This window comes from Nitrosomonas ureae (assembly GCF_900206265.1).
Classification (GTDB): domain Bacteria; phylum Pseudomonadota; class Gammaproteobacteria; order Burkholderiales; family Nitrosomonadaceae; genus Nitrosomonas; species Nitrosomonas ureae_C.
In genome coordinates, this window is sequence record NZ_LT907782.1 from 1993049 (window position 1) to 2019629 (window position 26581).

General features: G+C 45.3%; 19 protein-coding genes, 1 pseudogene and 1 riboswitch. Of the genes and pseudogenes, 10 read left to right on the forward strand and 10 right to left on the reverse strand.

Annotated features, from left to right (window positions below; all coding sequences use genetic code 11):
* Window positions 1-210 precede the first annotated feature (210 nt).
* From CPG39_RS09300 to CPG39_RS09310, 3 genes are all read left to right on the forward strand, one after another.
* The gene (locus CPG39_RS09300; RefSeq protein ID WP_096293032.1) at window positions 211-5157 is read left to right on the forward strand and encodes a DUF7507 domain-containing protein; all 4947 of its coding nucleotides are present in this window, start codon (window positions 211-213) and stop codon (window positions 5155-5157) included.
* A 309-nt stretch (window positions 5158-5466) separates the two neighbouring features.
* Window positions 5467-5787: a hypothetical protein gene (locus tag CPG39_RS09305; RefSeq protein WP_096293033.1), complete on the forward strand. Its 321-nt coding sequence runs from the start codon at window positions 5467-5469 to the stop codon at window positions 5785-5787.
* Window positions 5788-5886: 99 nt separating this feature from the next.
* On the forward strand, window positions 5887-6363 hold the full coding sequence (locus CPG39_RS09310) for a hypothetical protein (RefSeq protein WP_145956230.1): 477 nt from the start codon (window positions 5887-5889) through the stop codon (window positions 6361-6363).
* Between the two features lie 72 nt (window positions 6364-6435).
* On the opposite strand, the gene CPG39_RS09315 is transcribed toward CPG39_RS09310, so the two are convergent.
* Window positions 6436-8361 carry a S8 family serine peptidase gene (locus CPG39_RS09315; protein ID WP_096293035.1) on the reverse strand — a complete coding sequence of 642 codons (1926 nt, stop codon included), beginning with the start codon at window positions 8359-8361 and terminating at the stop codon, window positions 6436-6438.
* Window positions 8362-8474: 113 nt separating this feature from the next.
* Window positions 8475-8560: riboswitch (cyclic di-GMP riboswitch) on the reverse strand.
* Between the two features lie 285 nt (window positions 8561-8845).
* On the opposite strand from CPG39_RS09315, the pseudogene CPG39_RS09320 reads away from it, so the two are divergent.
* Window positions 8846-9222: pseudogene (locus CPG39_RS09320) on the forward strand (DDE-type integrase/transposase/recombinase); the annotation flags it as partial.
* 92 nt (window positions 9223-9314) lie between these two features.
* Window positions 9315-9701 carry a VOC family protein gene (locus tag CPG39_RS09325; protein WP_096294297.1) on the forward strand — a complete coding sequence of 129 codons (387 nt, stop codon included), beginning with the start codon at window positions 9315-9317 and terminating at the stop codon, window positions 9699-9701.
* A gap of 4 nt (window positions 9702-9705) precedes the next feature.
* Here CPG39_RS09325 and CPG39_RS09330 read toward each other — a convergent pair whose 3' ends face one another.
* Window positions 9706-10491: a M48 family metallopeptidase gene (locus CPG39_RS09330; RefSeq protein WP_096293037.1), complete on the reverse strand. Its 786-nt coding sequence runs from the start codon at window positions 10489-10491 to the stop codon at window positions 9706-9708.
* Window positions 10492-10671: 180 nt separating this feature from the next.
* Between CPG39_RS09330 and CPG39_RS09335 the strand changes: the two genes are divergently transcribed.
* The 5 genes from CPG39_RS09335 to CPG39_RS09355 all read left to right on the forward strand — a co-directional run bounded on the left by CPG39_RS09335 (window position 10672) and on the right by CPG39_RS09355 (window position 17521).
* Window positions 10672-10878: a dodecin gene (locus CPG39_RS09335; RefSeq protein ID WP_096293038.1), complete on the forward strand. Its 207-nt coding sequence runs from the start codon at window positions 10672-10674 to the stop codon at window positions 10876-10878.
* A 229-nt stretch (window positions 10879-11107) separates the two neighbouring features.
* Window positions 11108-13753, forward strand: coding sequence for a leucine--tRNA ligase (gene leuS / locus CPG39_RS09340; protein WP_096293039.1), 2646 nt, complete (start codon window positions 11108-11110; stop codon window positions 13751-13753).
* Window positions 13754-13773: 20 nt separating this feature from the next.
* Window positions 13774-14292 carry an LPS assembly lipoprotein LptE gene (gene lptE, locus CPG39_RS09345; protein ID WP_096293040.1) on the forward strand — a complete coding sequence of 173 codons (519 nt, stop codon included), beginning with the start codon at window positions 13774-13776 and terminating at the stop codon, window positions 14290-14292.
* Window positions 14293-14325: 33 nt separating this feature from the next.
* Window positions 14326-15360 (forward strand): DNA polymerase III subunit delta, encoded by a 1035-nt coding sequence (gene holA / locus CPG39_RS09350; protein WP_096293041.1) that lies wholly within the window; start codon window positions 14326-14328, stop codon window positions 15358-15360.
* A gap of 439 nt (window positions 15361-15799) precedes the next feature.
* On the forward strand, window positions 15800-17521 hold the full coding sequence (locus CPG39_RS09355) for a PAS domain-containing methyl-accepting chemotaxis protein (RefSeq protein WP_096293042.1): 1722 nt from the start codon (window positions 15800-15802) through the stop codon (window positions 17519-17521).
* Window positions 17522-17749: 228 nt separating this feature from the next.
* On the opposite strand, the gene ftsZ is transcribed toward CPG39_RS09355, so the two are convergent.
* The 8 genes from ftsZ to ftsW all read right to left on the reverse strand — a co-directional run bounded on the left by ftsZ (window position 17750) and on the right by ftsW (window position 26578).
* Entirely contained in the window at window positions 17750-18907 is a 1158-nt protein-coding gene (gene ftsZ / locus CPG39_RS09360) for a cell division protein FtsZ (RefSeq protein WP_013646276.1), read from the reverse strand.
* Between the two features lie 68 nt (window positions 18908-18975).
* A complete protein-coding gene (gene ftsA, locus CPG39_RS09365) occupies window positions 18976-20214 on the reverse strand; it encodes a cell division protein FtsA (RefSeq protein WP_096293043.1) in 1239 nt (412 codons plus the stop codon).
* A 12-nt stretch (window positions 20215-20226) separates the two neighbouring features.
* A complete protein-coding gene (locus CPG39_RS09370; protein WP_096293044.1) occupies window positions 20227-21003 on the reverse strand; it encodes a cell division protein FtsQ/DivIB in 777 nt (258 codons plus the stop codon).
* Complete coding sequence (locus CPG39_RS09375; protein ID WP_096293045.1) at window positions 20993-21910, reverse strand: D-alanine--D-alanine ligase; 918 nt, start codon at window positions 21908-21910, stop codon at window positions 20993-20995. The genes CPG39_RS09370 and CPG39_RS09375 overlap by 11 nt, the downstream gene beginning before the upstream one ends.
* The gene (murB, locus tag CPG39_RS09380) at window positions 21910-22899 is read right to left on the reverse strand and encodes a UDP-N-acetylmuramate dehydrogenase (protein WP_172424104.1); all 990 of its coding nucleotides are present in this window, start codon (window positions 22897-22899) and stop codon (window positions 21910-21912) included. The genes CPG39_RS09375 and murB overlap by 1 nt, the downstream gene beginning before the upstream one ends.
* A 13-nt stretch (window positions 22900-22912) precedes the next feature.
* Window positions 22913-24340: a UDP-N-acetylmuramate--L-alanine ligase gene (murC, locus tag CPG39_RS09385; RefSeq protein WP_096293046.1), complete on the reverse strand. Its 1428-nt coding sequence runs from the start codon at window positions 24338-24340 to the stop codon at window positions 22913-22915.
* Complete coding sequence (murG, locus tag CPG39_RS09390) at window positions 24330-25421, reverse strand: undecaprenyldiphospho-muramoylpentapeptide beta-N-acetylglucosaminyltransferase (protein ID WP_096293047.1); 1092 nt, start codon at window positions 25419-25421, stop codon at window positions 24330-24332. Before murG ends, murC begins: the two co-directional genes overlap by 11 nt.
* Entirely contained in the window at window positions 25418-26578 is a 1161-nt protein-coding gene (gene ftsW / locus CPG39_RS09395; protein WP_096294299.1) for a putative lipid II flippase FtsW, read from the reverse strand. Before ftsW ends, murG begins: the two co-directional genes overlap by 4 nt.
* Window positions 26579-26581: the final 3 nt, after the last annotated feature.

Here is a 26581-nt window from a genome sequence, read left to right on the forward strand (position 1 = left end):
ACATTAAGTGATGTATTGAATGATAGATTACAAATAGCAGTATACATTTATTAAGCAAAATATTCAGTTGATTTATTTTATTTAACTCGAATGAAATCCTGGGCATAACGATATTTGATAAATTTTGACTTCAATTTTGCAAGTAATCAACTATTGGTATACACACGAATAGTTTTTGTAACCTTATAAATTTCTTGAGGATAATTAAAAATGGCCAAACAGATCGTAGATTTAACTAATTTAGATGGTGCCGGCCAAATTGGTGGCACCTTTTTTAATAATGTGGAATTTGGAGCGGGAACTGGTGTAATCGATCCATTTGTGCGGATACAAAACAATGGGAATGAACAAGGATACAATTCGAGCGCTGCATGGTTACCCAACGCAAGCAATCCTCAATTTAACGAGACTGGTGATTATAATAGTCAATTTAATAAAGCATTACCTCTTACAGATATTCCAATTGTTTATATTTACAATCCTGCAACGCTATCATTCGATGCCTATCGCGAGCTTCGGCTTGATATTAATGAGGTAAGCCAGCAAGGAAACCAGTACCTATCACTTGATGCCTTGCAGATCTATCAATCAAATAGCAATCAACTTGCTAACTTTACGGGTAGTCCAACTACCACTGGCACCTTTACTGATGTAGGAAATATCACCGGACAAGGCAGTCTTCGCTACAATATGGATGCGGGCGATGCCGGAAACTTAGTGCAAATGAACTATAATCTGCAACCAGGTAGTGGTGTCGGCGATATATCCGTGTTTATTCCGGACTCTGCCTTTAATTCTCAACAATATGTTTATGTATATTCCGCATTTGGCTTTGAGCCAACCGATGTAGCCGGTAACAAAATATGGGGATCAAGCGACGGCTTCGAAGAATGGTCGGTTGGCGTAAGTGGTCCGATCGCTGCAAGCGATTTGACCGGTTCCAAATTCTTTGATGCCAACGGCGACGGCGATTTCGATGCGGGTATTGATCAAGCATGGAGTATATCCAATGGTTTCACAACGCCCGTTCAGATTTATCTTGATCAAAACCAAGATAAGACACTTGATTGGACCGATAGCAATACTAATAACCAGTGGGATCCAGGTGAAGGAGAGCGCTGGGTATTTACCGACGCCAATGGCAATTATGTTTTCACTGATCTGGCGGCAGGCCTTGGAGCAAATTCAACCTTCCATGTACGCGAAGTTGTCCCAACCACTTATGTACAAACCGGTCCGATAGATGGAACATACGCCACAGGCGTAACAGGTGAAAACGCGACAGTTTCCGATTTCACCATTAATGTACAGCTTAACACGGCAGGTGTTACTTACAATCTGCCAGCATTCGGCAATAAGCTGGGAGGCCCTGCCGCTGGAGATCTAAACATTGAGAAATACGTTTTTGACCCGAATTTCACCGGAGACGAAGGTGCTGGCACTGGCTGGCGGGATGCTGATAATCCAACCGGACCACTCCTTCTCAATGACGGCAATGGTGTCGAATTCAAATTCGTAGTATCAAACTCTGGCGCAGCGACAGCAACAAACGTTGAGCTAAGCGATTCCGATTTTGATTTGAATGATGCAACCCTGGCAAAAGATGGTATCACCATACCATCAATCGCAGCAGGCCAAAGTTATACGTTTTCCCTCAATGGCACAACCTGGCAAATGGGGCAGCATACAAATACGGGCAAGATAACCTATCTCGCCAATGGGCAATCTGTCGAAGATACCGATGACGCCAATTACTTCGGCGCTAGCCCTAGCATCGACATCGAAAAATATGTCTGGGATGGCGATAGCTGGGAAGATGCCGATTCTCCAACCGGGCCATTCCTCGTCAGCGGTAGTGAAGTCAAATTCAGATATGAAGTGACTAATACCGGTAATGTCGCACTGACCGATATTAATGTCACCGACGACAAGCTAGGCGACATCAATGCAACTAATGCAACACTTGCTGCCGGTGCAAGTATTGTCTACGACGACATACCAGGCACTTGGGCAGCAGGGCAACAAACCAACACCGGTACCGCGGCAACTACTTACGCCGGCCAGTCCGTTAATGATACCGATGACGCCAATTACTTCGGCGCCAACCCGAGTATTGACATCGAAAAATATGTCTGGGATGGCGATAGCTGGGAAGATGCCGATTCTCCAACCGGGCCATTCCTCGTCAGCGGTAGTGAAGTCAAATTCAGATATGAAGTGACTAATACCGGTAATGTCGCACTGACCGATATTAATGTCACCGACGACAAGCTAGGCGACATCAATGCAACTAATGCAACACTTGCTGCCGGTGCAAGTATTGTCTACGACGACATACCAGGCACTTGGGCAGCAGGGCAACAAACCAACACCGGTACCGCGGCAACTACTTACGCCGGCCAGTCCGTTAATGATACCGATGACGCCAATTACTTCGGCGCCAACCCGAGTATTGACATCGAAAAATATGTCTGGGATGGCGATAGCTGGGAAGATGCCGATTCTCCAACCGGGCCATTCCTCGTCAGCGGTAGTGAAGTCAAATTCAGATATGAAGTGACTAATACCGGTAATGTCGCACTGACCGATATTAATGTCACCGACGACAAGCTAGGCGACATCAATGCAACTAATGCAACACTTGCTGCCGGTGCAAGTATTGTCTACGACAACATACCAGGCACTTGGGCAGCAGGGCAACAAACCAACACCGGTACCGCGGCAACTACTTACGCCGGCCAGTCCGTTAATGATACCGATGACGCCAATTACTTCGGCGCCAACCCGAGTATTGACATCGAAAAATATGTCTGGGATGGCGATAGCTGGGAAGATGCCGATTCTCCAACCGGGCCATTCCTCGTCAGCGGTAGTGAAGTCAAATTCAGATATGAAGTGACTAATACCGGTAATGTCGCACTGACCGATATTAATGTCACCGACGACAAGCTAGGCGACATCAATGCAACTAATGCAACACTTGCTGCCGGTGCAAGTATTGTCTACGACGACATACCAGGCACTTGGGCAGCAGGGCAACAAACCAACACCGGTACCGCGGCAACTACTTACGCCGGCCAGTCCGTTAATGATACCGATGACGCCAATTACTTCGGCGCCAACCCGAGTATTGACATCGAAAAATATGTCTGGGATGGCGATAGCTGGGAAGATGCCGATTCTCCAACCGGGCCATTCCTCGTCAGCGGTAGTGAAGTCAAATTCAGATATGAAGTGACTAATACCGGTAATGTCGCACTGACCGATATTAATGTCACCGACGACAAGCTAGGCGACATCAATGCAACTAATGCAACACTTGCTGCCGGTGCAAGTATTGTCTACGACGACATACCAGGCACTTGGGCAGCAGGGCAACAAACCAACACCGGTACCGCGGCAACTACTTACGCCGGCCAGTCCGTTAATGATACCGATGACGCCAATTACTTCGGCGCCAACCCGAGTATTGACATCGAAAAATATGTCTGGGATGGCGATAGCTGGGAAGATGCCGATTCTCCAACCGGGCCATTCCTCGTCAGCGGTAGTGAAGTCAAATTCAGATATGAAGTGACTAATACCGGTAATGTCGCACTGACCGATATTAATGTCACCGACGACAAGCTAGGCGACATCAATGCAACTAATGCAACACTTGCTGCCGGTGCAAGTATTGTCTACGACAACATACCAGGCACTTGGGCAGCAGGGCAACAAACCAACACCGGTACCGCGGCAACTACTTACGCCGGCCAGTCCGTTAATGATACCGATGACGCCAATTACTTCGGCGCCAACCCGAGTATTGATGTCGAGAAATATGTATCGGTGGATAATGGCGTGACTTGGCATGATGCCGATTCGCCAACAGGTCCGACCTTAGTCAGCACCAGTGGTATTAACCCGCAATTCAAGTTCGTTGTGGTCAATACTGGAAATGTCGCACTGTCTAACGTAACCCTGACGGATGATAAATTCAATATCGATACCACAGATAAGACCATCAATGTTGGTTCACTAGCAGTAGGAGATGGTCTTGAAGGTGGAACAGATACGTATGAATTCATTTATACCGGTGCAAGCTGGGCTCCCGGCCAGCATGTCAATGAGGCAACCGCGAATGGAGAATATAGCGGAACCCCAGTTAGCGATTCTGATTTGGCCCACTACTTCGGTACCATGCCGGCGATGGTAACTAATTCTTCATTGTGCGATTTTGGTGAAAACTTTAATCTCATTTTCACACCGGACTTTAAAAATGGTGCTGGCAACTTCAAGTTATCAGATTCCAATCCAGGTCAGTATTACTACAATATGTTCGACCACGGTACTGCGGGAGAAACAAGATCCTACTCCTTTGAAATACCAGAGCAATTTGTGGCGCAAGGTGCCGTACCGATACACATTTATGATCAAACGGATTTGGTTACGCATGACGGCCAGGTGTGTATTGAACCCATCAGAGAAGTTGATAACTATAAATTAAGTGAAGTAGCTATCACCGACAAAGATGGGGACGGCATTAATGAATACACGTTTGATGCGACATTCACGGATACAGGCTTCCTGTACCTTAACATGCACCTGGATTTCGGTTTGGAAAAACAAACGGGTTGGATTAAAGGTGAAGGCGGTAATATCGCTGATGGAGAGGATGCGCTTGACAATCCAAATCTTGCAGGTACACAGCCAAATATCCTTGAAAAAACGGAATTTAATTTCTCGGCATTAATCAATGGCTCGCAAGTGACAGGCAGTGCAGACTCAATCTTCAATGATAATATCTTCAAGAATATCAAAGGGCTTGGCGGTTTATTTCAGGCGGATGATTCCAGCACTTCTGATCTTGATGAAATAGCGTTGGCGGGACAACATCTTATTATCAAATCAAAAGGAAGTGTGGTAGGGGATGCATATACTGACGCTGATGGCTGGTACTTCTCACAATTTATGGCGACAGGCAAGCAGGCAGCATACGATGTGTATTGGGATCGAAACAACAATAATAAAGTAGATGCGGGAGAAGCCTTCAAATCAACTCAGATGGGGGGCGCTGCCGGAAAATGGGCTGAAGTAGATTTCACCGCTGTAGATGTAGTGGGTTACAATCCTCCTGCTGATGTTTTAATCAACAGCTATACTACTTTGCTGTAAAGCAATTAATTTAGCTGCATAAATCTTGCCGTTATACTTCCCTTCCCAGTCTATACAGGGAAGGGAAGTAATAAGAGAGTAATGCCGTTTACAAAAGTAGTTAGAGAATATTCTCTGCTGTTATTTTTAGCCTTAAGATCGCAGAAAAGGATTATAAGAACTATCTTCTTTAATGCGATTTGAGGCTAAATTCATTTCGCAGTGCGTCGCACAGCAAGTTGCTGGCTTGTACCACCTCAGCACACCAAGGGCGAGGAATTAAACTTGGGAAAAAATTTTAGAAATTTAATTAAATATTCGGAGAAATGAATGACAGATAATAATGAAGCAGATGCAGAAACTAACAAGTCTCAAGCTACGCAAATAAATATCAGAATGCAGCAAGGCGAACATACCGGCCAGCTACTTTATTCCAATTTCACGTCAGTGCAAGGAGGTCAAGGCGTGGTCATAGTGGATTTCGGTTTTCTCGATCCACAAACTATTCATGCGGTAAATCGTCTTGCGCGATCAGGTGAAAAAGTTCCGGAAGCAGTGGGAGCAAGAATGTCATGCCGGATGGCTATCAGTGTTGAAGCAGCGAATAGTCTAGCGCAGCAATTAAACCAACTGTTTCATAAAAAAACCTAGTAATCCTGATTGAATGTTTGCATTAAATAATGAAATTAGAGTAAGCGGTTATCTTGATTGTTCATGAAATTAAATGGCAAAGATAAAAGAGGGAAAAGCATGGTAGAAGGAAACGTTACACCGATTGAAAGTGAAGGCAGCACTTCACAACAGCACGCAATGCAAGTCAAGGTTAGTATGCAACAAGGCGAGCATACAGGACAACCTATCTATTCTAATTTTACATCTGTTCAAATTGGACAAGGCGTTGTTATCGTGGACTTCGGTTTTCTTGATCCACAAACTATTCATGCGGTAAATCGTCTTGCACGATCGGGTGAAAAAATTCCGGAAACAGTGGGGGCAAGAATGTCATGCCGCATGGCTATCAGTGTTGAAGCAGCGAATCAGCTGGCCCAGCAGTTAAACCAGCTATTGAATAAAGCCACTACATCAACACCACCCAGTCAAGAAAAAATAGCCGACCAAGTAAGTCACGCATCTTCAAATACAACACCTGCCAACGAAGAAAATAACGCAGTGGAAAGTAATACGAGTGGTGGCTTCCGTTTTCCTTGGTCCAAAAAAACTCACTAAATTGATAACACAATCCTCCTTTGCAAAAACATAAAAGGATTGTGTTAGCTGCATTATCTGTCGTTCACCCACTTACTTAACCACCTTTACCGTGACAGACGCAATCGATGTGTTGCCAGCGGCGTCTCGTGCTAATGCTTGAATAGTATGTGCCCCAGCCTTGACACCTTTGGTGCGAGTATTCCAGCTTGTACTTAATGTGCCGCCGGTACCGGATGTTTTGAGCACGCCATCAACATAAATCCCTAATGAAATGCCCGATGCACCATTATTATCAGACGCATTGACACTGATAGTAATATTACCGGAAACGTTACCGGCGACTGGGTTAATGATTTGAATTGCAGGCGCTTGGGTATCAACCATTGGAGGCTGAACAGAATTATCCACATTCACTTCGATACTGGAAGATGCTGTATTTCCGCTTGCATCATACGCGCGAACAACAAGAGCAGTTGCACCATTTTGTACACCGCTCGAATCCCAGGTAAATGCAAATGGCAGAGAAGTATCTACCGCAACACTGGTATTGTTAACCCACAATTCGGCTCGCGTTACGCTTACATTATCGGATACATCAATATCTACTGGCACCAATCCGCTGACAGTGGCACCCCCTAAAGGATCAATAATCGCTACAGAGGGAGCTTCGCTATCTTGAACCGGCATGGCCGATTGAGCTGCTTGCACGGCAGCTGCGGCATTAACTCGACCATAGCCATAATAAGAATCACGACCGACTGCGCCTAAGTCAATTGCCGTGGAAAATAATAAATTTTCAATTTCAGTGCTACTCAATCTAGAGTTGGCAGACATCATTTGAGCGATTGCACCCGCAACAATAGGGCTAGAAAAGGAAGTACCACTGACTGACCAATAATTACCTCCCCAGTGAGTAGTATAAATTCCATCTCCGGGCGCTGATAGAGCAACAAAATTTCCATAGCTTGAGAAGTTTGTTTTAACATCATTTTTATCTGTTGCCGACACGGGAATCATGGTGTTTGTTGTAGCGAAATTTTCATAATTGTATGTATTTCCAGCGCTTACTACTACTAATCCACCTTTATTTTTCATATATTGTGCTGCATTCTGTACCGAAGAACTGCTTTGCACATTCAAATAACTGACGTTAGCAACCCGAACACCGCGATCAGCGGCATAGATTAAGCCTTCTGCTATCATACTGTAATAGCCATAGCCATTACTGTCAGCAATACGAAGTGGCATAATTTTGGATTGCCCCGCTACACCTGCTACACCAATATTGTTATTAGTCATGGCCGCTGCTACACCAGCAACGCTCGTACCATGACTGGTTACGTCTGTTGTATCAGCGTTATTATTATAGAAATTCCAGCCGGTTAGTATATTTGCTGACAAATCAGGGTGTGAACTATCAATTCCCGAATCCAGGATTGCTATAGTTATCGAAGCACCTTGGGCAATATCCCATGCGGTCGATGCGCCAATCTTAGATAAATGCCATTCATTGACATATACTGGATCATTTGGAATTAAGGCAGGCACAACAGCATGATCTAGCTCTGCAAACTTGATATGAGGATGGTTTTTCAGATGTACTACCGCTCCTTCCTCTGAGTACTGGGGCAGATTGACAATATATATGTCACTTTGACCAATTTTTCTAGCCTTGCCATTATGGGTTCTTACAATATCAGCGAGGGTTTTGGCTGGCAAGCCCGCACGTGGCATTAGCAGAATTCTTCCTCTCGCCCAGTTTTCCGAATCATAATTCTTTTTAAAACGTGTTATTCCAGGTAGCGCAGGATCTGATAAATTTTCATAAGCATGAACCGGCAATGCTGCGCCAAAAACTATCGTGAGTAACGCTACAGCATATATTAACCCCTGTTTAAAAAGCCTTATGAAACCCGATTGTTTCAAACTTATTTCATTTAATTTCCGGATACTTAATTGAAAAGCAAAAGTTGATAATAAAACTGCAGCCTGCAAGGATTGTTGATCTCTTTCCATGGGTTGATTCCTTTAAACATCAGGGAGAACCCGGGGAAAAGACTGCTTATAAAATCACCGTGAAGCCTTCGTGCGATTGCACTTCAGCCATATGAGCTATTGACGATGTTTTATCTGGCAGTCATGCTATCCTGAGGCGTTTACCCTGTAGATATAGACTTTGCGTCCCCCACTTTCGCGAGGTTTGCCCTTTTCAGATAAAAATTGAATTATCAGAAAGCAAGTGAATCCTTGATAATTTCAATTCATTACTATCGGTTTAAAATAAGAGACCTTGACAATAGAAATATAGCTTTATGATCACATCCACATCTCTAATTATTTCTGAGGCTTACAGTCTGGAGTTGAAATTGGGGTTGTCACATTTTGACAGACAGCTTTTTCATAGGGATCGAGAAAGTCTCGATCTTTAAAGGGGATTGCGGTTTAGCGAGTGGGGTTGTACCAGGATTAGATCCAAGTGAATATGGTCAGCCCATGAACAGGGTTTTTTTATGTAGCTTTTATTATTGATATTCTTGTCCGGCATATGGCTGGTTGGCAGGTCAGCCGGTCATTGCATACCGATCTGGTACTCGATGCATTGGAACAGGCACTGTGGGCGCGGCGGGAAATCAAGGGATTAATTCATCATAGCGATAGAGGACGCCAATATCTGTCGATTCGCTATATGAAGAACCTGATTAAGACCAATATTGAAGCTCTTGTTGTGGCCGAGTCGGAGATTCTTATGACAATCACAGACCAAGGACAGATTGGTTTAACAATCGCCGGTTACTGGAGCCAATCGGAAATATTCCGTCGGCAGAATTTGAAATGACATATTATTGTCAACTGAATGAGCCGGCTAATGTGACTTGACTCAAACTAAAAAGTCTTCGGAAAAACCCGAAGCGATTCATAATTATGCATCAGTTTGCATAAGCGATGTATTTATAAAGGAGGAGATTAAATTGACTATAGCGGACATGAATCATTTCACTGTATTAAGCAGTGATTTAGAAAAAAGTAAGGCTTTTTATATCAATATCCTGGGACTTAAAGAAGGTTACCGTCCACCCTTCGCATTTCCAGGGGCATGGCTGTATGTTGGAGATCGAGCAATACTGCATATCATGGCAGGCAGATCTATGCCAATCAATGCAGCGGGAGTCATAGATCACATGGCTTTTACCGCATCCAATCTGCAAGCCATGGTTGATACCTTAAGACAATACAATATCGATTATGAATTGCAGCGACTCAAGGGATTGGAAATCTGGCAATTATTTTGTCATGATCCAGATGGTGCAAAAGTTGAATTGGATTTTCCGGCACATGAATCAGAGCCTAAGCAATAAGTTCTTATTTCTTGCAATTTGGTTTTTTACCGGCTGCACGTGCTTGCTGCAACATCTTGTTCGCCTTAGGTAAAAGTGCTCGCAAATCTTCAATGCGGGTTTCATGAGACGGATGAGTCGATAGGAATTCAGCCGGCTGTTCGCCTTGACTAGCCTGTGCCATTTTTTGCCATAATGTAATGCTTTCTTCAGGATTAAATCCGGCCTTCGCCATTAATTCAATGCCCATTGCATCGGCTTCACTTTCATGCAGGCGACTAAACGGCATAATTAAACCATATTGTGTCCCAACCCCAAGCAAGCCTAATGCGGTTTGTCCCATGGGAGTAGTCGGTGCAGCGACCGCCGCGATGATTGACATCCCCATTTGCGCACCTAATTTCTGCGACATCCGTTCATTGCTATGTTTCGCCAGCACATGACCAATCTCATGACCGATCACGGCAGCTAACTGATCTTGATTATCAACAAGATCAACCAATCCGGTATGAACACCAATTTTGTTTCCCGGCAAAGCAAAGGCATTCAACGTGCTGTCTTCAAACACCACCACTTCCCAATCTCCTCCAATCTCGCGTGTAATAGTATTTGCAACACAACGAACAAACTGATTTTCCCTCGTATTTTGACTAATTGATTTTTCATTCTTCATCGTCGTGAATGCCTGTAATCCCATAGCATCAAGCTCACTGTCAGGCATAAAAGCAAGTTGGCTTCTCCCCGTCGGCGTGGTCGCACAAGCTGCAAGTGAAAGAATAATGAATAAAATCAGTAATAATCTAAACTTCATGATAAATGTTCTCCTCCATACGTTGGATCAGTGAGATTTTTCATTCGACTTTATGATGATACAACTTTCGATCGTAAAGATATGTAAATTCATTGGATTGATAATGAACAAAACGACTCATGCAGCTGATAGCAAGAATATGGTATAACTCAACTCTCGACAATAGAAAGGGTATCCAAAATGAGCGATCATGTTTATAAAGTCATAGAAATTGTTGGCTCGTCAACCCAAAGCAGTGATCATGCCATCCAACAAGCAGTTACAAAAGCCAGCACAAGCCTGCGTAACCTGGATTGGTTTGAAGTTGTGGAAACACGCGGCCATATCGTTGATGGCAAGGTCGCACACTATCAAGTAAAACTTAAAATCGGCTTTCGACTGGATTAATGTATTAGCAGGATTATCCTGTCGGCTCTAGAAAAAATATTACAAGTAATCTTAGGATATTGATAGTGCATTTAAATCGAAACTCTGATGAGATTTATTCCGCTAAGTAAATCTCTGATAAGAGCAAACAAATATTGCTTCTGTCAACAAGAGCTAATAATAGACACAATTCATGTGGATACATCACGGTATAATTAGCTATCTCAAGTAAAATCTAGACTTCACGTTCATGCAAGAAAAATACCATCCCCAGGAAATCGAAAAAAACGCGCAGCAATATTGGGAACGCATATCCGCATTCAAAGCAATGGAAATTCCCGGAAAACCAAAGTATTACTGTTTATCGATGTTTCCCTATCCTTCAGGCAAATTGCACATGGGACATGTGCGAAATTACACCATCGGTGATGTATTGTCACGATACCACCGTATGCAGGGCTTCAACGTACTGCAACCGATGGGCTGGGACGCATTCGGCCTTCCTGCAGAAAATGCCGCGATGCAGAATACTGTTTCTCCCGCCAAATGGACCTACGACAACATTGCCTACATGCGCAAGCAACTAAAAAGCCTGGGATTAAGCATCGACTGGGAACGTGAGATTACTACTTGTGACCCAAGTTATTATCACTGGAATCAGTGGCTATTCTTGCGCATGCTGGAACAGGGACTGGCGTATCAGACCACCGGTACGGTCAATTGGGACCCGATTGATCAAACCGTACTGGCCAATGAGCAAGTGATTGATGGCTGCGGCTGGCGTACCGGAGCGCCAGTGGAAAAACGTGAAATCCCGATGTATTATCTAAAAATTACGCAGTATGCGGACGAACTGCTTAATGCTCTGGATACGCTGACCGGCTGGCCGGAGCGAGTCAAAACCATGCAAGCTAATTGGATCGGTAAAAGCTACGGCGTCGACATTACTTTCCCCGCCGATACCACATCCGGTACGCCGCAAGACTTGAAGGTGTTCACCACCCGCGCGGATACGCTGATGGGTGCAACCTATGTGGCCGTCGCCGCCGAACACCCGATTGCGCTGCATGCCGCTCAGAACAATCCATCCCTGCACGCTTTTATCCAGGAATGCAAACTCGGTTCCGCCAAGGAAGCGGATCTGGCCACTCAAGAAAAGAAAGGCATGGATACCGGCTTATTCGTGATCCACCCTCTCAATGAACAGAAGTTACCCGTGTGGATTGCCAATTATGTCTTGATGGGATACGGCGAAGGTGCAGTGATGGCGGTTCCAGCGCATGATGAACGCGATTTTGAATTTGCAAAAAAATATGGCCTTGCTATCTCACAAGTGATTACAAAGGGCCGGGAAGGGGGTTTTAGTGATGATAACAACGAAACTGACACATCTTTTTCTACCACTCACTGGCAAGAATGGTATGCAAGCAAAGAAATCGGCGTTTGTATCAATTCAGGCAAATACAATAATCTCGATCATAGCGCTGCAGTAGATGCTATTGCTGCAGACCTTGAAGCTAAAGGTCTCGGCAACAAACGCGTGCAATATCGATTGCGCGATTGGGGCATTTCGCGCCAACGTTACTGGGGTTGTCCGATTCCGCTGATTCATTGTGTCGATTGCGGTGTAGTGCCAGTACCGGACGATCAGCTGCCAGTCGTATTACCACAGGATCTGGTACCCGATGGTTCGGGCAATCCGTTGGCAAAAACACCGTCTTTTTACGAATGCGCTTGCCCCAAATGCGGTAAATCCGCGCGTCGGGAAACCGACACGATGGATACCTTTGTTGATTCGTCCTGGTATTACGCACGCTATGCTTGCCCGGATCAGCACCAGACAATGACCGACGAGCGCGTTAATTACTGGCTTCCGGCCGATCAGTACATCGGGGGTATCGAGCACGCCATTTTGCATTTGCTGTATTCGCGTTTCTGGAGCAAAGTCATGCGCGATCTGGGCTTATTGGCTCTGGATGAGCCGTTTGCCAATCTATTGACACAAGGTATGGTGCTGAATGAAATTTTCTATCGTAAAACGGGCAGCGGAAGAATTGTCTATTACAATCCCTCCGAGGTTCAGATTCAGCATGATGAGCAAGGTAAACGTTGCGGCGCAATTTTATTGGCGGATAATCAGCCGATCGAATCGGGCGGGATCGGTACCATGTCAAAGTCCAAGAATAATGGCGTTGATCCGCAAAACCTAGTGCAAGAGTATGGCGCCGACACAGCTCGCCTGTTCATGATGTTCGCCAGTCCACCGACACAAACATTGGAATGGGCCGATGCGGGTGTCGATGGCGCTTACCGTTTTCTCAAGCGCTTATGGCGACAAGCATATATCCATCATCAGTCTGGCGTAGTCAGGATCGATCCCGCTTTGCATCAGGCATTATCCCCAGAACTCAAGGATCTGCGTTGCCAATTGCACCTAACTATTGCCAAAGTAACGGATGATCTGGAGCGTCGCCACACGTTCAATACCGCCATTGCTGCTGTAATGGAGCTCATGAATGGCTTGGTAAAATGTCAGGATAACAATCCCGTCAGCCGCAATCTGATGCAGGAAGCTTTGGAAAACATTGTATTGCTGCTGTCTCCGATTGTGCCGCATATCTGTCATGAACTTTGGCATGAGCTAAGACCGGGAACTGAGCTTTTTGCGCAACCTTGGCCCCAACCAGACAATACCGCAATGGTGCAAGACGAAATTAAATTGATCGTGCAAGTCAATGGCAAACTGCGCGGGCAAATTTGTGTTGCCCAGGATGCAGGGAAGGAAGCTGTGGAGAAAGCCGCTCTGGCTAATGAACAGGTACAAAAATTTACTGATGGGCAAGCTATTAAAAAAATCATTATCGTACCTAAGAAACTGGTTAATATCGTTGTATAAATAATTCCCACTCTTGGTCCATGGTAAAAATACTTAAACAGCAGTTTCTTCTCCTGATCGTTGTGATTTTATTATTGACAGCTTGTGGTTTTAAGCTGCGTGGGCAAGCTGCCGCACTACCGTTCAAGACAATGTATGTTACGGCGCCGGAGGGACACACGATCGGCATAGAGATGGAGCGCATGATCAAAGCCACACCGACAACCCGTTTATCTCAAAGCGCTGCAGAAGCGGAAGCAACCCTGGACATTATCAGTGCGATAAATGAAAGAGCCATTTTGTCTTTGTCCGGTGGTGGTCGCGTACGGGATTTTAATTTGATTTATCGGGTGAATTATCGCGTATTGGATAACAGAGGTATCGAAATCATGCCCAATACTGAAGTATCCTTAACCCGGGTTCTACCGTTTCTGGATGCGCAAATCCTGGCTAAGGAAGCGGAAGAGAGGTTATTGTTAAAAGATATGCAATCCGACGCAATTCAACAAATCCTGTGGCGTTTATCGACGATTAAGTTTCCCGCGGAAAGCACGCAGTAATCCTGTGATCGTTTCGCATAGTGTATTTTTACCATGCGCATAAAGCTTGAGCAATTAGCGCAATCGCTGCAAAAGCAAACTGCATCTCTATACACTTTATTGGGCAATGAACCGCTGCTGATTCTGGAAGCTGCGGACCTGATCCGCGCTCACGCGCACCAACATGGGTATACCGAACGCAAAGTTTTCACTGTCGATCAGCACTTCGATTGGTCTGATCTGCTGCATGCCGGCAATAATCTGTCCTTGTTTGGTGAGCGTAAAATTATGGATATTCGCATCCCTTCCGGCAAACCCGGCAAGGAAGGCGGTAAAGCCATCGAGGCCTATTGCGATACCCTTCCTCAAGACACGCTGACACTCCTCACGTTACCTCGGATCGATAAACAAGGACAAGCAACACGGTGGTTCAAAGCACTCGAAACCTCCGGCGTTCTAATTCAAGCGTACCCAATAGAACGTAATCAGCTGCCCATCTGGATCGGACAACGTCTTGACAAACAGCAACAAAAAACTGATTCTGCCACGCTGCAATTTCTTGCGGACCAGGTTGAAGGCAATTTACTCGCCGCTCATCAGGAAATTCAGAAACTTGCATTGCTCTACCCCAGCGGCAATTTAACTTTCGAGCAAATCAAGGATGCGGTGCTGAATGTAGCGCGCTATGATGCATTTCAATTATCAGATGCCATGATCCATGGGGATTCCGCACGCTTTATCCGTATCCTGACCGGTTTGCAAGCTGAAGGTGTTGCTCCGTTACTAATTCTCGCCACCTTAACTGAACAAATACGACAACTCATTATAATCCGCAAGGGCCTCGACACGGGTCAGTCACCCGTTCAGTTACTGCAAACCGCCAGAATCTGGGGTGATCGGCAAAAATCAGTACAAGCTGCCGCCAAACGCATCAACCTGCAAGTACTAATGCAGGGCTTATCCGATGCTGCAATGATAGATCGGATGATTAAAGGGGCGGCCCAAGGGGACGCTTGGGATAGATTGGTACAACTAGGACTGCGCCTCACACTTCAAAAAAATAAAAATTTCATCAGTATAATTAAGTAATTGCCATTTCATCAGACGGATTATTCGAAGCAGGCTATTACTGCATTTTGATACCACAATTCATTTCTGTTGACACTTGACTGGAGTAGTTTTTATTTTTAATGACCCGTCGGTCAAAAATAATACTGTCACAATTCGATATCACTACCCATAAATCAAAATCGTGGAAAAATGATCTGATCAACTCAAACTGAGAGTCAGATTCTCTTGGGCAGTACCGGCTTTGATTCTTTGAGGGATTAGCACATTTATTTAAACTGATCTCAGATCAGAGTAAACAAAACAGAGACATCAATCATTAGGATCCAATATTGTTACAAAACTTTATTTGCACCATATTTGATCTAGATCAATACTCTCGCTATTAGTAATTCATTTTTTAAAATATAGGTCGCTGCATTGCTTACAAAATTTCATAAATACAGGAAGGATGACAGCGATGAGAGTAAATCTGCCAGTTTCTAATACAGAATATCCTATTGACGATGATACCCTAATTTTATCCACCACTGACACAAAAGGACGCATTACCTATGTAAATCAGACTTTTATTGAGGTTAGCGGATTCTCGACAGAAGAACTGATAGGTAAAGCGCATAACATTGTGCGGCACCCTGATATGCCACCACAGGCATTTGAAGATTTATGGAGAACACTCCAAGCTGGCAAACCATGGACTGGACTGGTTAAGAATCGCCGTAAAAATGGAGATTTTTATTGGGTTCTTGGTAACGCCACACCCCTGATAGAAAATGGATCTATTGTTGGCTATTTGTCTGTGCGCACAAAGCCCTCTCGTCAAGTAATCGAAACAATCGCGCCAATATATCGTCAATTTATTAATGGAACGGCTAGAAATCTGAAAATTGAAAATGGCGGCATTGTTCGTACCGATTTTGTTGGCAAGGTTAACTCATTTCTTAAAATGACTTTGGGTAAGCGTATCGCACTGTATATGTCTATACCAACACTCTTGTTATTAAGCGCGGTAAGTGCTGGTTGGTGGGGGTTAACGCAAGCAGCAACAACTTCATGGTTAAATGATTTTATTTTAACTACCGCCACCAGCGGTACTTTATTAATGTGTTTAGCTGGATTCTTGATAAGGCAAAATACGCTAGAACCGTTGAATAAAGCTATAGAAATAGCGAATACCCTCGCTGCTGGTGATCTGCAATCCAAAATCACCAATAAGTTTTCGGATGAGTTTGGTGTTTTGATTAAATCCCTTACACAAATGGGTATTAATCTCAGAGCAACCGTTTCAGATGTTCGCAACAGCGCTGAATCAGTGCGCCAAGCATCCAGTGAAATAGCCAGTGGTAATCTGGATTTATCTCAGCGTACAGAAGAGCAAGCTTCATCACTTGAAGAAACTGCATCCAGTATGGAAGAACTTACTTCAACAGTAAAACAAAATGCTGATAATGCCAGACAGGCTGATCATCTCTCGACCGATGCAAGTGATATTGCGCTTCGGGGAGGTCAGTTAATGAATGACGTGGTTAATACAATGTCTTTGATTAGTGAGAGCTCCAATAAGATTGCAAGCATTATAAATGTAATTGACGGAATTGCTTTTCAGACCAATATTCTTGCTTTGAATGCCGCTGTAGAGGCTGCTCGTGCTGGCGAACAAGGCCGGGGGTTTGCTGTTGTTGCTACAGAAGTTCGAAATCTGGCTCAACGAAGCGCAGCGGCTGCTAAGGAAATAAAGAATCTTATCGATAACTCGGTGGAAAAAGTTGAAAATGGCACCAGGCTGGTAAATGAAGCAGGCAAAACTATGGAGGAAATCGTTACTTCGATTAAACATGTTGCTGAAATTATGTCGGAAATTACAGCCGCCTCTCAAGAACAGAGCTCAGGCATCGAGCAGGTCAATCAAGCAGTTGCGCAAATGGATGAAGTTACACAGCAGAATGCTGCGTTGGTGGAAGAAGCTGCAGCATCCGCGGAATCTCTGGAAAATCAAGCCAAGGATTTGACCGGAGCAATTTCAATTTTCAAAGTCGGTCAAGCTATGAGCAATACCGCCACAATTCGACAAATTACTACTAGTAAATCAACCTCACGGAAAAATAGGGTTATTTCAGTAGTAAAAAATTATCAAGAAAAAAAGGTTGTTAACAGTGACAGGGAAAGCTGGAATAAACCTTAAGGTGCTAAAAAATAAAAATGCGCAGCGCAATACTATATCCCTATTCCGTCCAAAACACTGTCAGGAAAACATTCATACATGAATGATTCGATCATTCTTTGCCATAGCGTGTTTTCAAAAAGCTCATAAAAAAGATCCCCGCTACAGGAAGCGGGGTATCAATTATTCTTTTCAATGTACCACTTTCGAATCAGTAATGCGTTCTCAAGATCAGAAAAATAAGATTTGTTAATCCGCTTGTCTTCTTAAAAAAGCTGGAATATCCATAGGATCTACACCCGATTGGCGCATAGCTGCCACTGTAGCATTGCTTCTTCTGCCTGTGCGCATAACAGCTGGCTCCTCGGCTGAAAAAATGGAGTCCCTGTCATCCGTTCCAGTGCGAGTATGCACAACGGTTAAAGGAGAATTTTGATTCTGACTCTGGCCAACAAGACTACCTAGCCCGGTAGCTACCATCGTCACACGCAAATTATCAGTCATATTTTCATCGATAACTGTACCTACAATAATTGTGGCATCTTCAGCAGTCAAGTCTTTGATTGTATTCATTACTTCATGCACTTCACGCATTTTCAGTGTTTGACTGGCTGTAATGTTCACCAAAATACCACGCGCGCCTGACAAGGAAATATCTTCCAGTAATGGACTCGAAACGGCGCGCTCGGCAGCCACTCGTGCGCGATCAACACCCATAGCTATCGCCGAGCCCATCATTGCCATACCCATTTCAGACATGACCGTTCTGACGTCGGCAAAATCAACGTTTACCAGGCCTGGACAATTAATAACCTCCGCGATTCCGGCTACTGCACCGTGAAGCACATCGTTAGCTGCCTTGAACGCATCCAGCATAGAGATGTCATTACCCAACACCATCATTAGCTTATCGTTAGGAATTACAATCAATGAATCAACGTGTTGCGATAGCTCCTCCATCCCCGCCTTAGCTGCAACCAGACGTTTCCCTTCAAATGAAAAAGGCTTACTGACAACCGCTACGGTCAAAATACCCATTTCTTTCGCAACTTGCGCCACAACCGGTGCTGCGCCTGTACCTGTACCCCCCCCCATGCCGGCGGTAATAAACAGCATATCTGCACCCTGTATCAATTCAGCGATACGATCACGATCCTCAAGTGCAGCCTCACGTCCGATTTCGGGGTTAGCGCCTGCACCCAATCCTTTGGTAATTCCTGTGCCCAATTGCAGGATCGTTGGAGCTTTATTAGTTTTCAATGCCTGCGCATCAGTATTCATACTGATAAACTCAACGCCTTGCATTCCATTCTGGATCATATGATCCACAGCATTGCTTCCGCAGCCACCAACACCAACAACTTTGATGACCGCCTCTTGAGTATCGTTATTCATGATTTCGAACATATTGTTTCTCCTTTAGTACATTGAAATTAAAGCTGCCTGACTGTTAATACAACCCTTGAGATTTCTAATTAAAAGTTTCTTTGGAACCATCCCTTCATCCTGGAGAAAATCTGCTTGGCAGAACCCCCTTGTAATCTTGAACCATGTTGATGCTGCATCTGCTGCATACCCGCCAGAATTAAACCAATCCCTGTCGAGTATCGAGGCGTATGGATGACTTCCCTTAAATTGCCATGATAATTGGGCAAGCCCTGCCGCACAGGCATATGGAATATTTCTTCACCCAATTCCACCATCCCGCGTAGCGAAGCAGACCCTCCGGTTATTACGATACCCGATGAGAGCAGCTCTTCAAATCCACTCCGACGTAGCTCAGCCTGAACCAGACAATAAAGCTCTTCTGCACGGGGTTCTATCACTTCCGCCAAGGTTTGTTTGGAAAGCTGGCGCGAACCACGATTACCCACATCCGGAACTTCAACCATTTCTTTAGTATCTGCAAGGCTCCTCAATGCGCAACCATAGCGGCATTTGATATCCTCCGCGCTTTTGGTCGGCGTGCGCAATGCCATCGCAATATCATTGGTTATTTGATCACCAGCAATGGGTATCACCGCAGTATGTCTAATCGCCCCATGTGTAAATACCGCAATATCTGTCGTTCCACCACCAATATCGACCAGGCACACCCCCAGATCTTTTTCATCTTCAGATAATACGGCCATTGCTGATGCCAATGGCTGCAATATCAAATCACGCACTTCCAAACCGCATCGATGCACGCATTTCACAATATTCTGTGCAGCCGAAACTGCGCCTGTCACAATATGTACTTTCACCTCCAAGCGTATGCCGCTCATACCTACCGGTTCACGCACATCCTCCTGGCCATCAATAATGAATTCCTGATTCAGGACATGTAGAATTTGCTGGTCGGCGGGTATATTGACAGCCTTTGCCGCTTCCATAACACGTTCCACGTCTTTCTCAGTGACTTCCTTGTCCTTGATAGGAACCATGCCATTTGAATTAAAACCTTTGATGTGGCTGCCGGCTATCCCGGTATATACTTCATGAATTTTACAGTCCGCCATTAATTCCGCTTCTTCCAGTGCACGCTGAATCGCATTGACGGTAGTTTCAATATTGGCCACAACGCCTTTTTTTAATCCGCGGGAAGGATGGCTGCCCAATCCAATAATCTCGATTCCCCCTTCCGGAAGGACTTCCGCAACAATGGCTACAATCTTTGATGTACCAATATCAAGTCCAACGATCAGATTTCTATTGTCTCTAGTTTTATTCATCTAAATTCTATCTCACGTTTCTCTCTTAACAGCGGATTTATGAGGCTCTCGTTGCATCGTTTCGGGCATGCGGATAGCAAAACCATTGGGGTAACGCAAATCAACATATACCAATGACTCTTGCTGATTTAACCGGGCGATGCTGTGGTCATATACTGAAACATAGCGAATCAATCTCTCCTCAATCTCATTTCGTCCCAGTTCCAATACCGTCCCCGTATTCAAATGAATGCGCCATGCATAACGCTGCGTCAACATGACTTGTTCAATTTGCTGCTGTAGAGGCGCTAATATTTGATTAAAACGTCTATATTGCTGCGTTACCTCAAGAGCGCTGGCTTCATTTGGGCCAATAAAAACTGGCAAATCCATATCAGCGGTAACTCGAAATACCTCACCATGAGTATTCACCAAGGCCTGGCTTCCCCAATATGCCAATGCTTGATGCTCTTCTAACGTAACATTTAATCCGTGAGGCCACTCCCGATTCACACGGGCATCCCGTACCCATGGTAATTTTACAAAAGCTTCGCGCACTGCGGTTAAATTAACTGAAATAAAATTTCCTTCAATCTCTTTGCGCACCAAATTTTCTATTTGAGTATAGTGAACATTCTGTAATTGTGAATTATTCTTCCCCACACCCTGAACAACCTGCAGATTAATTTCTTTTATGGGAAACAGCGGCGGCCTGATTAACTGCATACCGATCCCGTACAGCACCGCCATTACCACCAAAACAAATAACGATTTGGCTAACAAATTCAGCGCATGATGATTATTCCACATGGGATAAATCCAATATTCTCATCACCAGATCTTCAAATGAAATTCCCGCAGTCTTGGCTGCCATAGGAACCAGGCTATGGCCGGTCATGCCTGGAGATGTATTCACCTCAAGAAAATAAAACTGCCCGGTTTGCGTCAGGATCAAATCAACCCTCCCCCAGCCGTGGCAACCCAGTACTTTATAAGCTTGCAAGGCTTGGGCTTGAATCTCTAATTCCAGCTCATCCGATAAACCGCTGGGGCAAAAGTATCTGGTATCATTCGATACGTATTTGGCCTGATAATCATAAAGTTCACCCGTAATTTCTATTCTCACTATGGGCAGAGGTGTTTCTCCCAGAATGGCGACCGTTAGCTCCTTGCCCACGATAAATTCTTCGGCCAGTACCAAAGCATCATACTGGGCCGCCAATTCATAAGCAGGCAACAAATCATTTTTATGAGTCACCTTACTTAAGCCAATTGTGGAACCTTCTCGCGCCGGCTTAACAATCAATGGCAATCCCAGCAATTCGGAAACTTCTTCAAAATTACTGTCGGCGTGTAATAGTACATACCGTGGAGATGGAATGCCGACTGCTTGCCATAATAATTTAGTACGCCATTTGTCCATAGCCAGGGCGCTACTCATCACCCCGCTGCCAGTATAAGGCAGCCTCATCCATTCCAGCACACCTTGAATGGTACCGTCTTCGCCAAAACGTCCGTGCAGTGCGATAAACGCACGATCAAAACCTTGTCGCAGCAGATCTTCAAGTGCCTGCTCTGCCGGATCAAATGAATAAGCATCCACCTCGCTTCGAATTAGCGCATCCAAGACAGCTTGGCCACTTTGCAAAGAAACTTCACGCTCTGCGGATCGACCGCCAAGCAAAACTGCCACTTTGCCAAAATTATGACTTATCACTATGTCAATCTCCTGGCATCACCAATAATTCGAACTTCCTGGATCAACTCGATGCCCGTTGCTTTTCTAACTCTATTGCGCACCATCAAGATCAAGGCTTCGATATCCGCCGCCGTTGCATGGCCCAAGTTAACAATGAAATTAGCATGTTGCGGTGATACCATTGCACCACCCATACAACACCCTTTCAAACCACTGGCTTCGATCAGACGCGCTGCATGATCTCCCGGCGGATTGCGAAACACCGATCCGGCGTTTGGCTGGTTGAGCGGCTGACTTGCAATGCGTTGCGCCAGCAATTGTTGGATACGCTGGCGTGATTCTGCCTGTTGTCCTTGCGCTAATCTGATATACCCACCCGCAAACCATTCCAAGTTATTATCATTTGGCGACTGATGCAGCTTTACACTGCGATAACCAATTGCATACTCAGCCGGGGTGCGCATAAAAATTCGCCCTTCCTGATTGACAACTTGTACCCGCTCGATGAATTCCCAAGTCTCTGAGCCATAACAGCCCGCATTCATAGCCAACGCCCCGCCGATTGTACCGGGTATGCCCGCCAGAAACTCGGCACCGGCTAAATCATGCCTGGCAGCGAATCGCGCCACCTTTGCACACGCCACACCGGCACCTGCGTAGATGAGCCCATCGGATTGATTGTGCTCAATCAATTGCAAATCATTTAATTGGGCATGCAGTACTATAACAGTACCTTGAATTCCACCATCTCTAACCAGCAAGTTGCTGCCCAATCCAATCACATAAATAGGTTCCTGCGAAAATTCCCGCACGCAATCCGCAAAATCACCCAAATCTGCAGGCAGATAGTAACGTTGAGCATTACCGCCGGTGCGCCATGAAATATGCCGGCTCATAGGCTCATCAACACGCATTTCCCCGCGGTATATCAATGGTCTACTCATTTCAACATACGCCCGATCTGTTGCTGGTATATTTATTCTTGCGTTTTCTGACAAGCCGATCATTACTCATTGGTCCTCAATAATCATTACCATTGACTACTATTAACTTGCTTTCCATTTGCGCAATATGTGGAGCCACCTTGGCTACTGAGCCTGCTCCCATCACCAGAACGATATCGTTATCCTGCACAACATCGAGTATGGCGATTGACAAATCATCAATATCCTCAATATAAATGGGTTCCACTTTTCCCAGCACCCGGATTGAACGGGCCAAGGATTTACTATCAGCTGCAACAATGGGATCTTCGCCTGCGGGATACACTTCTGTTAACAGCAGCACATCAGCTTGTGATAAAACTCTAGTAAAATCCTCAAACACATCCCGCGTCCTGGTGTAGCGATGCGGTTGAAACGCAACGACTAAACGCCTCCCCGGAAAGGCACCTCGCGCTGCTTTCATGGTTGCTTCCATTTCCGCCGGGTGATGGCCGTAATCATCAATCAATGTAAAACTCTTCTGCATTGATACTCTGATTTCCCCAAACTGTTGAAAGCGTCTTTCCACACCCTTGAATTCCGCTAATGCCCTGATTATGGCAGCATCAGGTACACAAATTTCATTGGCGACCGCAATCGCTGCTAAAGCGTTCTGTATATTATGCAATCCGGGCAAATTCAGCGTGATATCCAGTCTGCGGGCTGAGCCATTTACCCCGATTACTGCAGTAAATTTCATTTGATGATTGCTATGCTGGATATTGGTAGCGCGAACTTGCGCATCTTCAGACAGGCCGTAGGTCGTAATTGACTTTGTAATTGCAGGCATTACCTCGCGTATATTGGCATCATCGATACAAATCACTGCCATCCCATAAAAAGGTAAGTGCTGCAGAAACTCCACAAACGTTTGCTTCAATTTATTAAAATCATAACCATATGTTTCCATATGATCTGCATCGATATTGGTCACGACTGCAAGTACCGGCTGTAGATACAAAAACGAAGCATCGGATTCATCCGCTTCCACAACAATAAACTCACCGCTACCCAATTTGGCATGACAACCTGCTGCCTCGAGTTTTCCCCCGATAACAAATGTGGGATCCATATCAGCCGCTGCCAGAATACTTGCAATTAAACTGGTCGTGGTGGTTTTCCCGTGCGCACCGGCTATCGCTATACCTGTGCGCAATCTCAGCAATTCTGCCAGCATCAAGGCCCGTGGAACCACGGGGATATTTCTGTTTTTGGCCTCAATCACTTCAGGATTATCGGATTTGACTGCAGTTGAGGTAACTACAACGTTTGCGCCTTTAACTTGCTCACTCGCATGACCCACATAAATCTTTATGCCGAGATTGGCCAAACGCTGGGTCACCGGGTTATCCATCAAATCGGAGCCACTGACTTGATATTTCATATTAACGAATACTTCGGCAATCCCGCTCATGCCTGCACCGCCAATACCGACAAAATGAATGTGTTTGACTTTATGCCTCATTCAGCGCTCCGCTTAATTCAATGCATGCTTCAGCCACAACCCGGGTTGCTTCCGGTTTTGATCGGCTACGAGCTGTTATCGCCATCTCGAGTAATTTCTCCCGCGACAAATCCGCTAACAAGTCCGCCAATTTCTTCGCGGTCAAATCGCTCTGATGAATTAATACAGCAGCTCCGTGGTCGGAAAGGAATCGCGCATTCCGGGTTTGATGATCATCGACCGCGTGTGGATATGGCACTAAAATACTGGCCACCCCGGCTATACTTAATTCTGCGACCGTCAATGCGCCTGCACGGCACAATACTAAATCACACGCCGCATAACAGTTGGCCATGTCATCAATAAACGCAACGACTTCAGCATCCATCTGCAGATCGGCATATGCTTGCTTAACCAAATCAAATTGCGTTATGCCAGCCTGATGCACAACTCGCGGACGGAGATTTTCAGGTATTAATGTCAGTGCTTCAGGCACAATGGTGTTTAATATTTGAGCACCCAGGCTACCGCCTACAATCAACAAATTCAATTTTCCCTGCCTGCCCGGAAATCGTTTCTCAGGTGCTTCTATCAACATAATCTCAGTACGCACGGGGTTGCCTGAATAAATGGATTTCTTTTTGTTATCCAAGATTGCATCCGGAAAGCCCAGAAAAACCCTATCCGCCAGCTTTGCCAGAATTTTATTGGTTAAACCGGGTACCGAATTCTGCTCATGTATGATTAACGGTTTATTCAATAGCGACGCCATCATACCACCCGGAAAAGCGGGGTACCCTCCCATTCCCAGAACCACATCAGGCTTAACGTTCCTAATGATTCTGAAACTTTGCAGAAAGGCCCTGATTAAACGCAGCGGAAGCATCAACCAAGTAGCCAGGCGCTTGCCGCGCAGCCCAGAAAAGCTGATCACCTCAGTGTCATAGCCACGCTGCGGCACCAGCTTTAATTCCATGCCTCCTTCGGTTCCAAGCCATACCACGCGCCAGCCTATTTGTCGCAGATAATCTGCCACCGCCAATCCCGGAAAAACATGACCTCCCGTGCCGCCCGCCATGATCAAAATAGTATGTTTAATCATGTGGGAAGTCCTCGTAAACGCCGGCGGTTTTCCCAATCAATTCGTAACAAGACTGCCAAAGCAAGGCAACTCGCGGTAATACTACTACCGCCATAGCTTAGCAAAGGCAGCGTTAGCCCTTTTGTAGGCAAAACACCCATATTGACGCCCATATTGATCAGTACTTGCACACCAATCCAGATACCGATTCCCTGTGCCACCAATGCTGAGAATGTATTCTCCAGTTTTGCTGCCAACCGACCAATGACAAATGCGCGCGCGATAAGCCACATGAATAAAATGATTACCACGGCAACGCCAACAAACCCAAGTTCCTCTGCCAGCACGGAAAGCAAGAAATCGGTATGCGCCTCAGGCAGATAAAACAGCTTTTCCACACTACCGCCTAAACCTACACCGAGCCACTCACCGCGGCCAAACGCAATCAAAGCGTGGCTTAACTGGTAACCTTTACCATACGGATCAGCCCAAGGATCCATAAATGCAATTACCCGGCTTAATCGATAGTCTGACCTTATAATTAATTCATATAGACCAAGCGCCAGAATACCGATTAGCCCGATAAAAATTTTCAAACTAGCCCCGCCTAGGAAAAGAATTGACATGGCTAAAGCAGACACTACAAAAAAGGCCCCAAAATCCGGCTCCAACAACAATAAAGACCCGACTATGCATAATATGACGGTTATCGGAAGAAATCCTTTGTGCAAGGAATTCAGATCAGCCGCTTTGCGATTTACATAATCAGCGGCATATAACACCATGAATAGCTTCATATATTCGGATGGCTGAATATTTACCACATACAGCGATATCCAACGCTGACTACCATTGACTTCATGCCCAATACCCGGCATCAGAACCAGTATCAGCAATAAAACGCCGATCATGAAGAGATATGCGATGTACTTCTGCCATACCTGCATCGGCACTTGAAAAGCAATCAATCCCATGATCAATCCCAGCGCCAGATAAGCACTGTGCCGCCACAAATAGTAGCCGGCACGATCAGGCCCGAACTGAGCCTCTGCAATGGCAATCGAAGCAGAATAAACCATGACCAAGCCAATACTCAGCAACAGCAGCGCAGACCACACTAAAGCCTGATCGAAATCAGCCATGACCCTCGGTTTTTGATTGATTGCTTGATAAATCATCAT

Bases quoted from the DNA above. Each gene is read 5' to 3' on its own strand.
- CPG39_RS09330 (WP_096293037.1), bottom strand. From the start codon at position 10,491: ATGAAGTTTAGATTATTACTGATTTTATTCATTATTCTTTCACTTGCA.
- CPG39_RS09335 (WP_096293038.1), top strand. From the start codon at position 10,672: ATGAGCGATCATGTTTATAAAGTCATAGAAATTGTTGGCTCGTCAACC.
- ftsW (WP_096294299.1), bottom strand. From the start codon at position 26,578: ATGATTTATCAAGCAATCAATCAAAAACCGAGGGTCATGGCTGATTTC.
- CPG39_RS09300 (WP_096293032.1), top strand. From the start codon at position 211: ATGGCCAAACAGATCGTAGATTTAACTAATTTAGATGGTGCCGGCCAA.
- leuS (WP_096293039.1), top strand. From the start codon at position 11,108: ATGCAAGAAAAATACCATCCCCAGGAAATCGAAAAAAACGCGCAGCAA.
- murB (WP_172424104.1), bottom strand. From the start codon at position 22,899: ATGATCGGCTTGTCAGAAAACGCAAGAATAAATATACCAGCAACAGAT.
- holA (WP_096293041.1), top strand. From the start codon at position 14,326: ATGCGCATAAAGCTTGAGCAATTAGCGCAATCGCTGCAAAAGCAAACT.
- ftsZ (WP_013646276.1), bottom strand. From the start codon at position 18,907: ATGTTCGAAATCATGAATAACGATACTCAAGAGGCGGTCATCAAAGTT.
- CPG39_RS09310 (WP_145956230.1), top strand. From the start codon at position 5,887: ATGGTAGAAGGAAACGTTACACCGATTGAAAGTGAAGGCAGCACTTCA.
- murG (WP_096293047.1), bottom strand. From the start codon at position 25,421: ATGATTAAACATACTATTTTGATCATGGCGGGCGGCACGGGAGGTCAT.
- ftsA (WP_096293043.1), bottom strand. From the start codon at position 20,214: ATGAATAAAACTAGAGACAATAGAAATCTGATCGTTGGACTTGATATT.
- CPG39_RS09355 (WP_096293042.1), top strand. From the start codon at position 15,800: ATGAGAGTAAATCTGCCAGTTTCTAATACAGAATATCCTATTGACGAT.
- CPG39_RS09315 (WP_096293035.1), bottom strand. From the start codon at position 8,361: ATGGAAAGAGATCAACAATCCTTGCAGGCTGCAGTTTTATTATCAACT.
- CPG39_RS09305 (WP_096293033.1), top strand. From the start codon at position 5,467: ATGACAGATAATAATGAAGCAGATGCAGAAACTAACAAGTCTCAAGCT.
- lptE (WP_096293040.1), top strand. From the start codon at position 13,774: ATGGTAAAAATACTTAAACAGCAGTTTCTTCTCCTGATCGTTGTGATT.
- CPG39_RS09370 (WP_096293044.1), bottom strand. From the start codon at position 21,003: ATGTGGAATAATCATCATGCGCTGAATTTGTTAGCCAAATCGTTATTT.
- murC (WP_096293046.1), bottom strand. From the start codon at position 24,340: ATGAGGCATAAAGTCAAACACATTCATTTTGTCGGTATTGGCGGTGCA.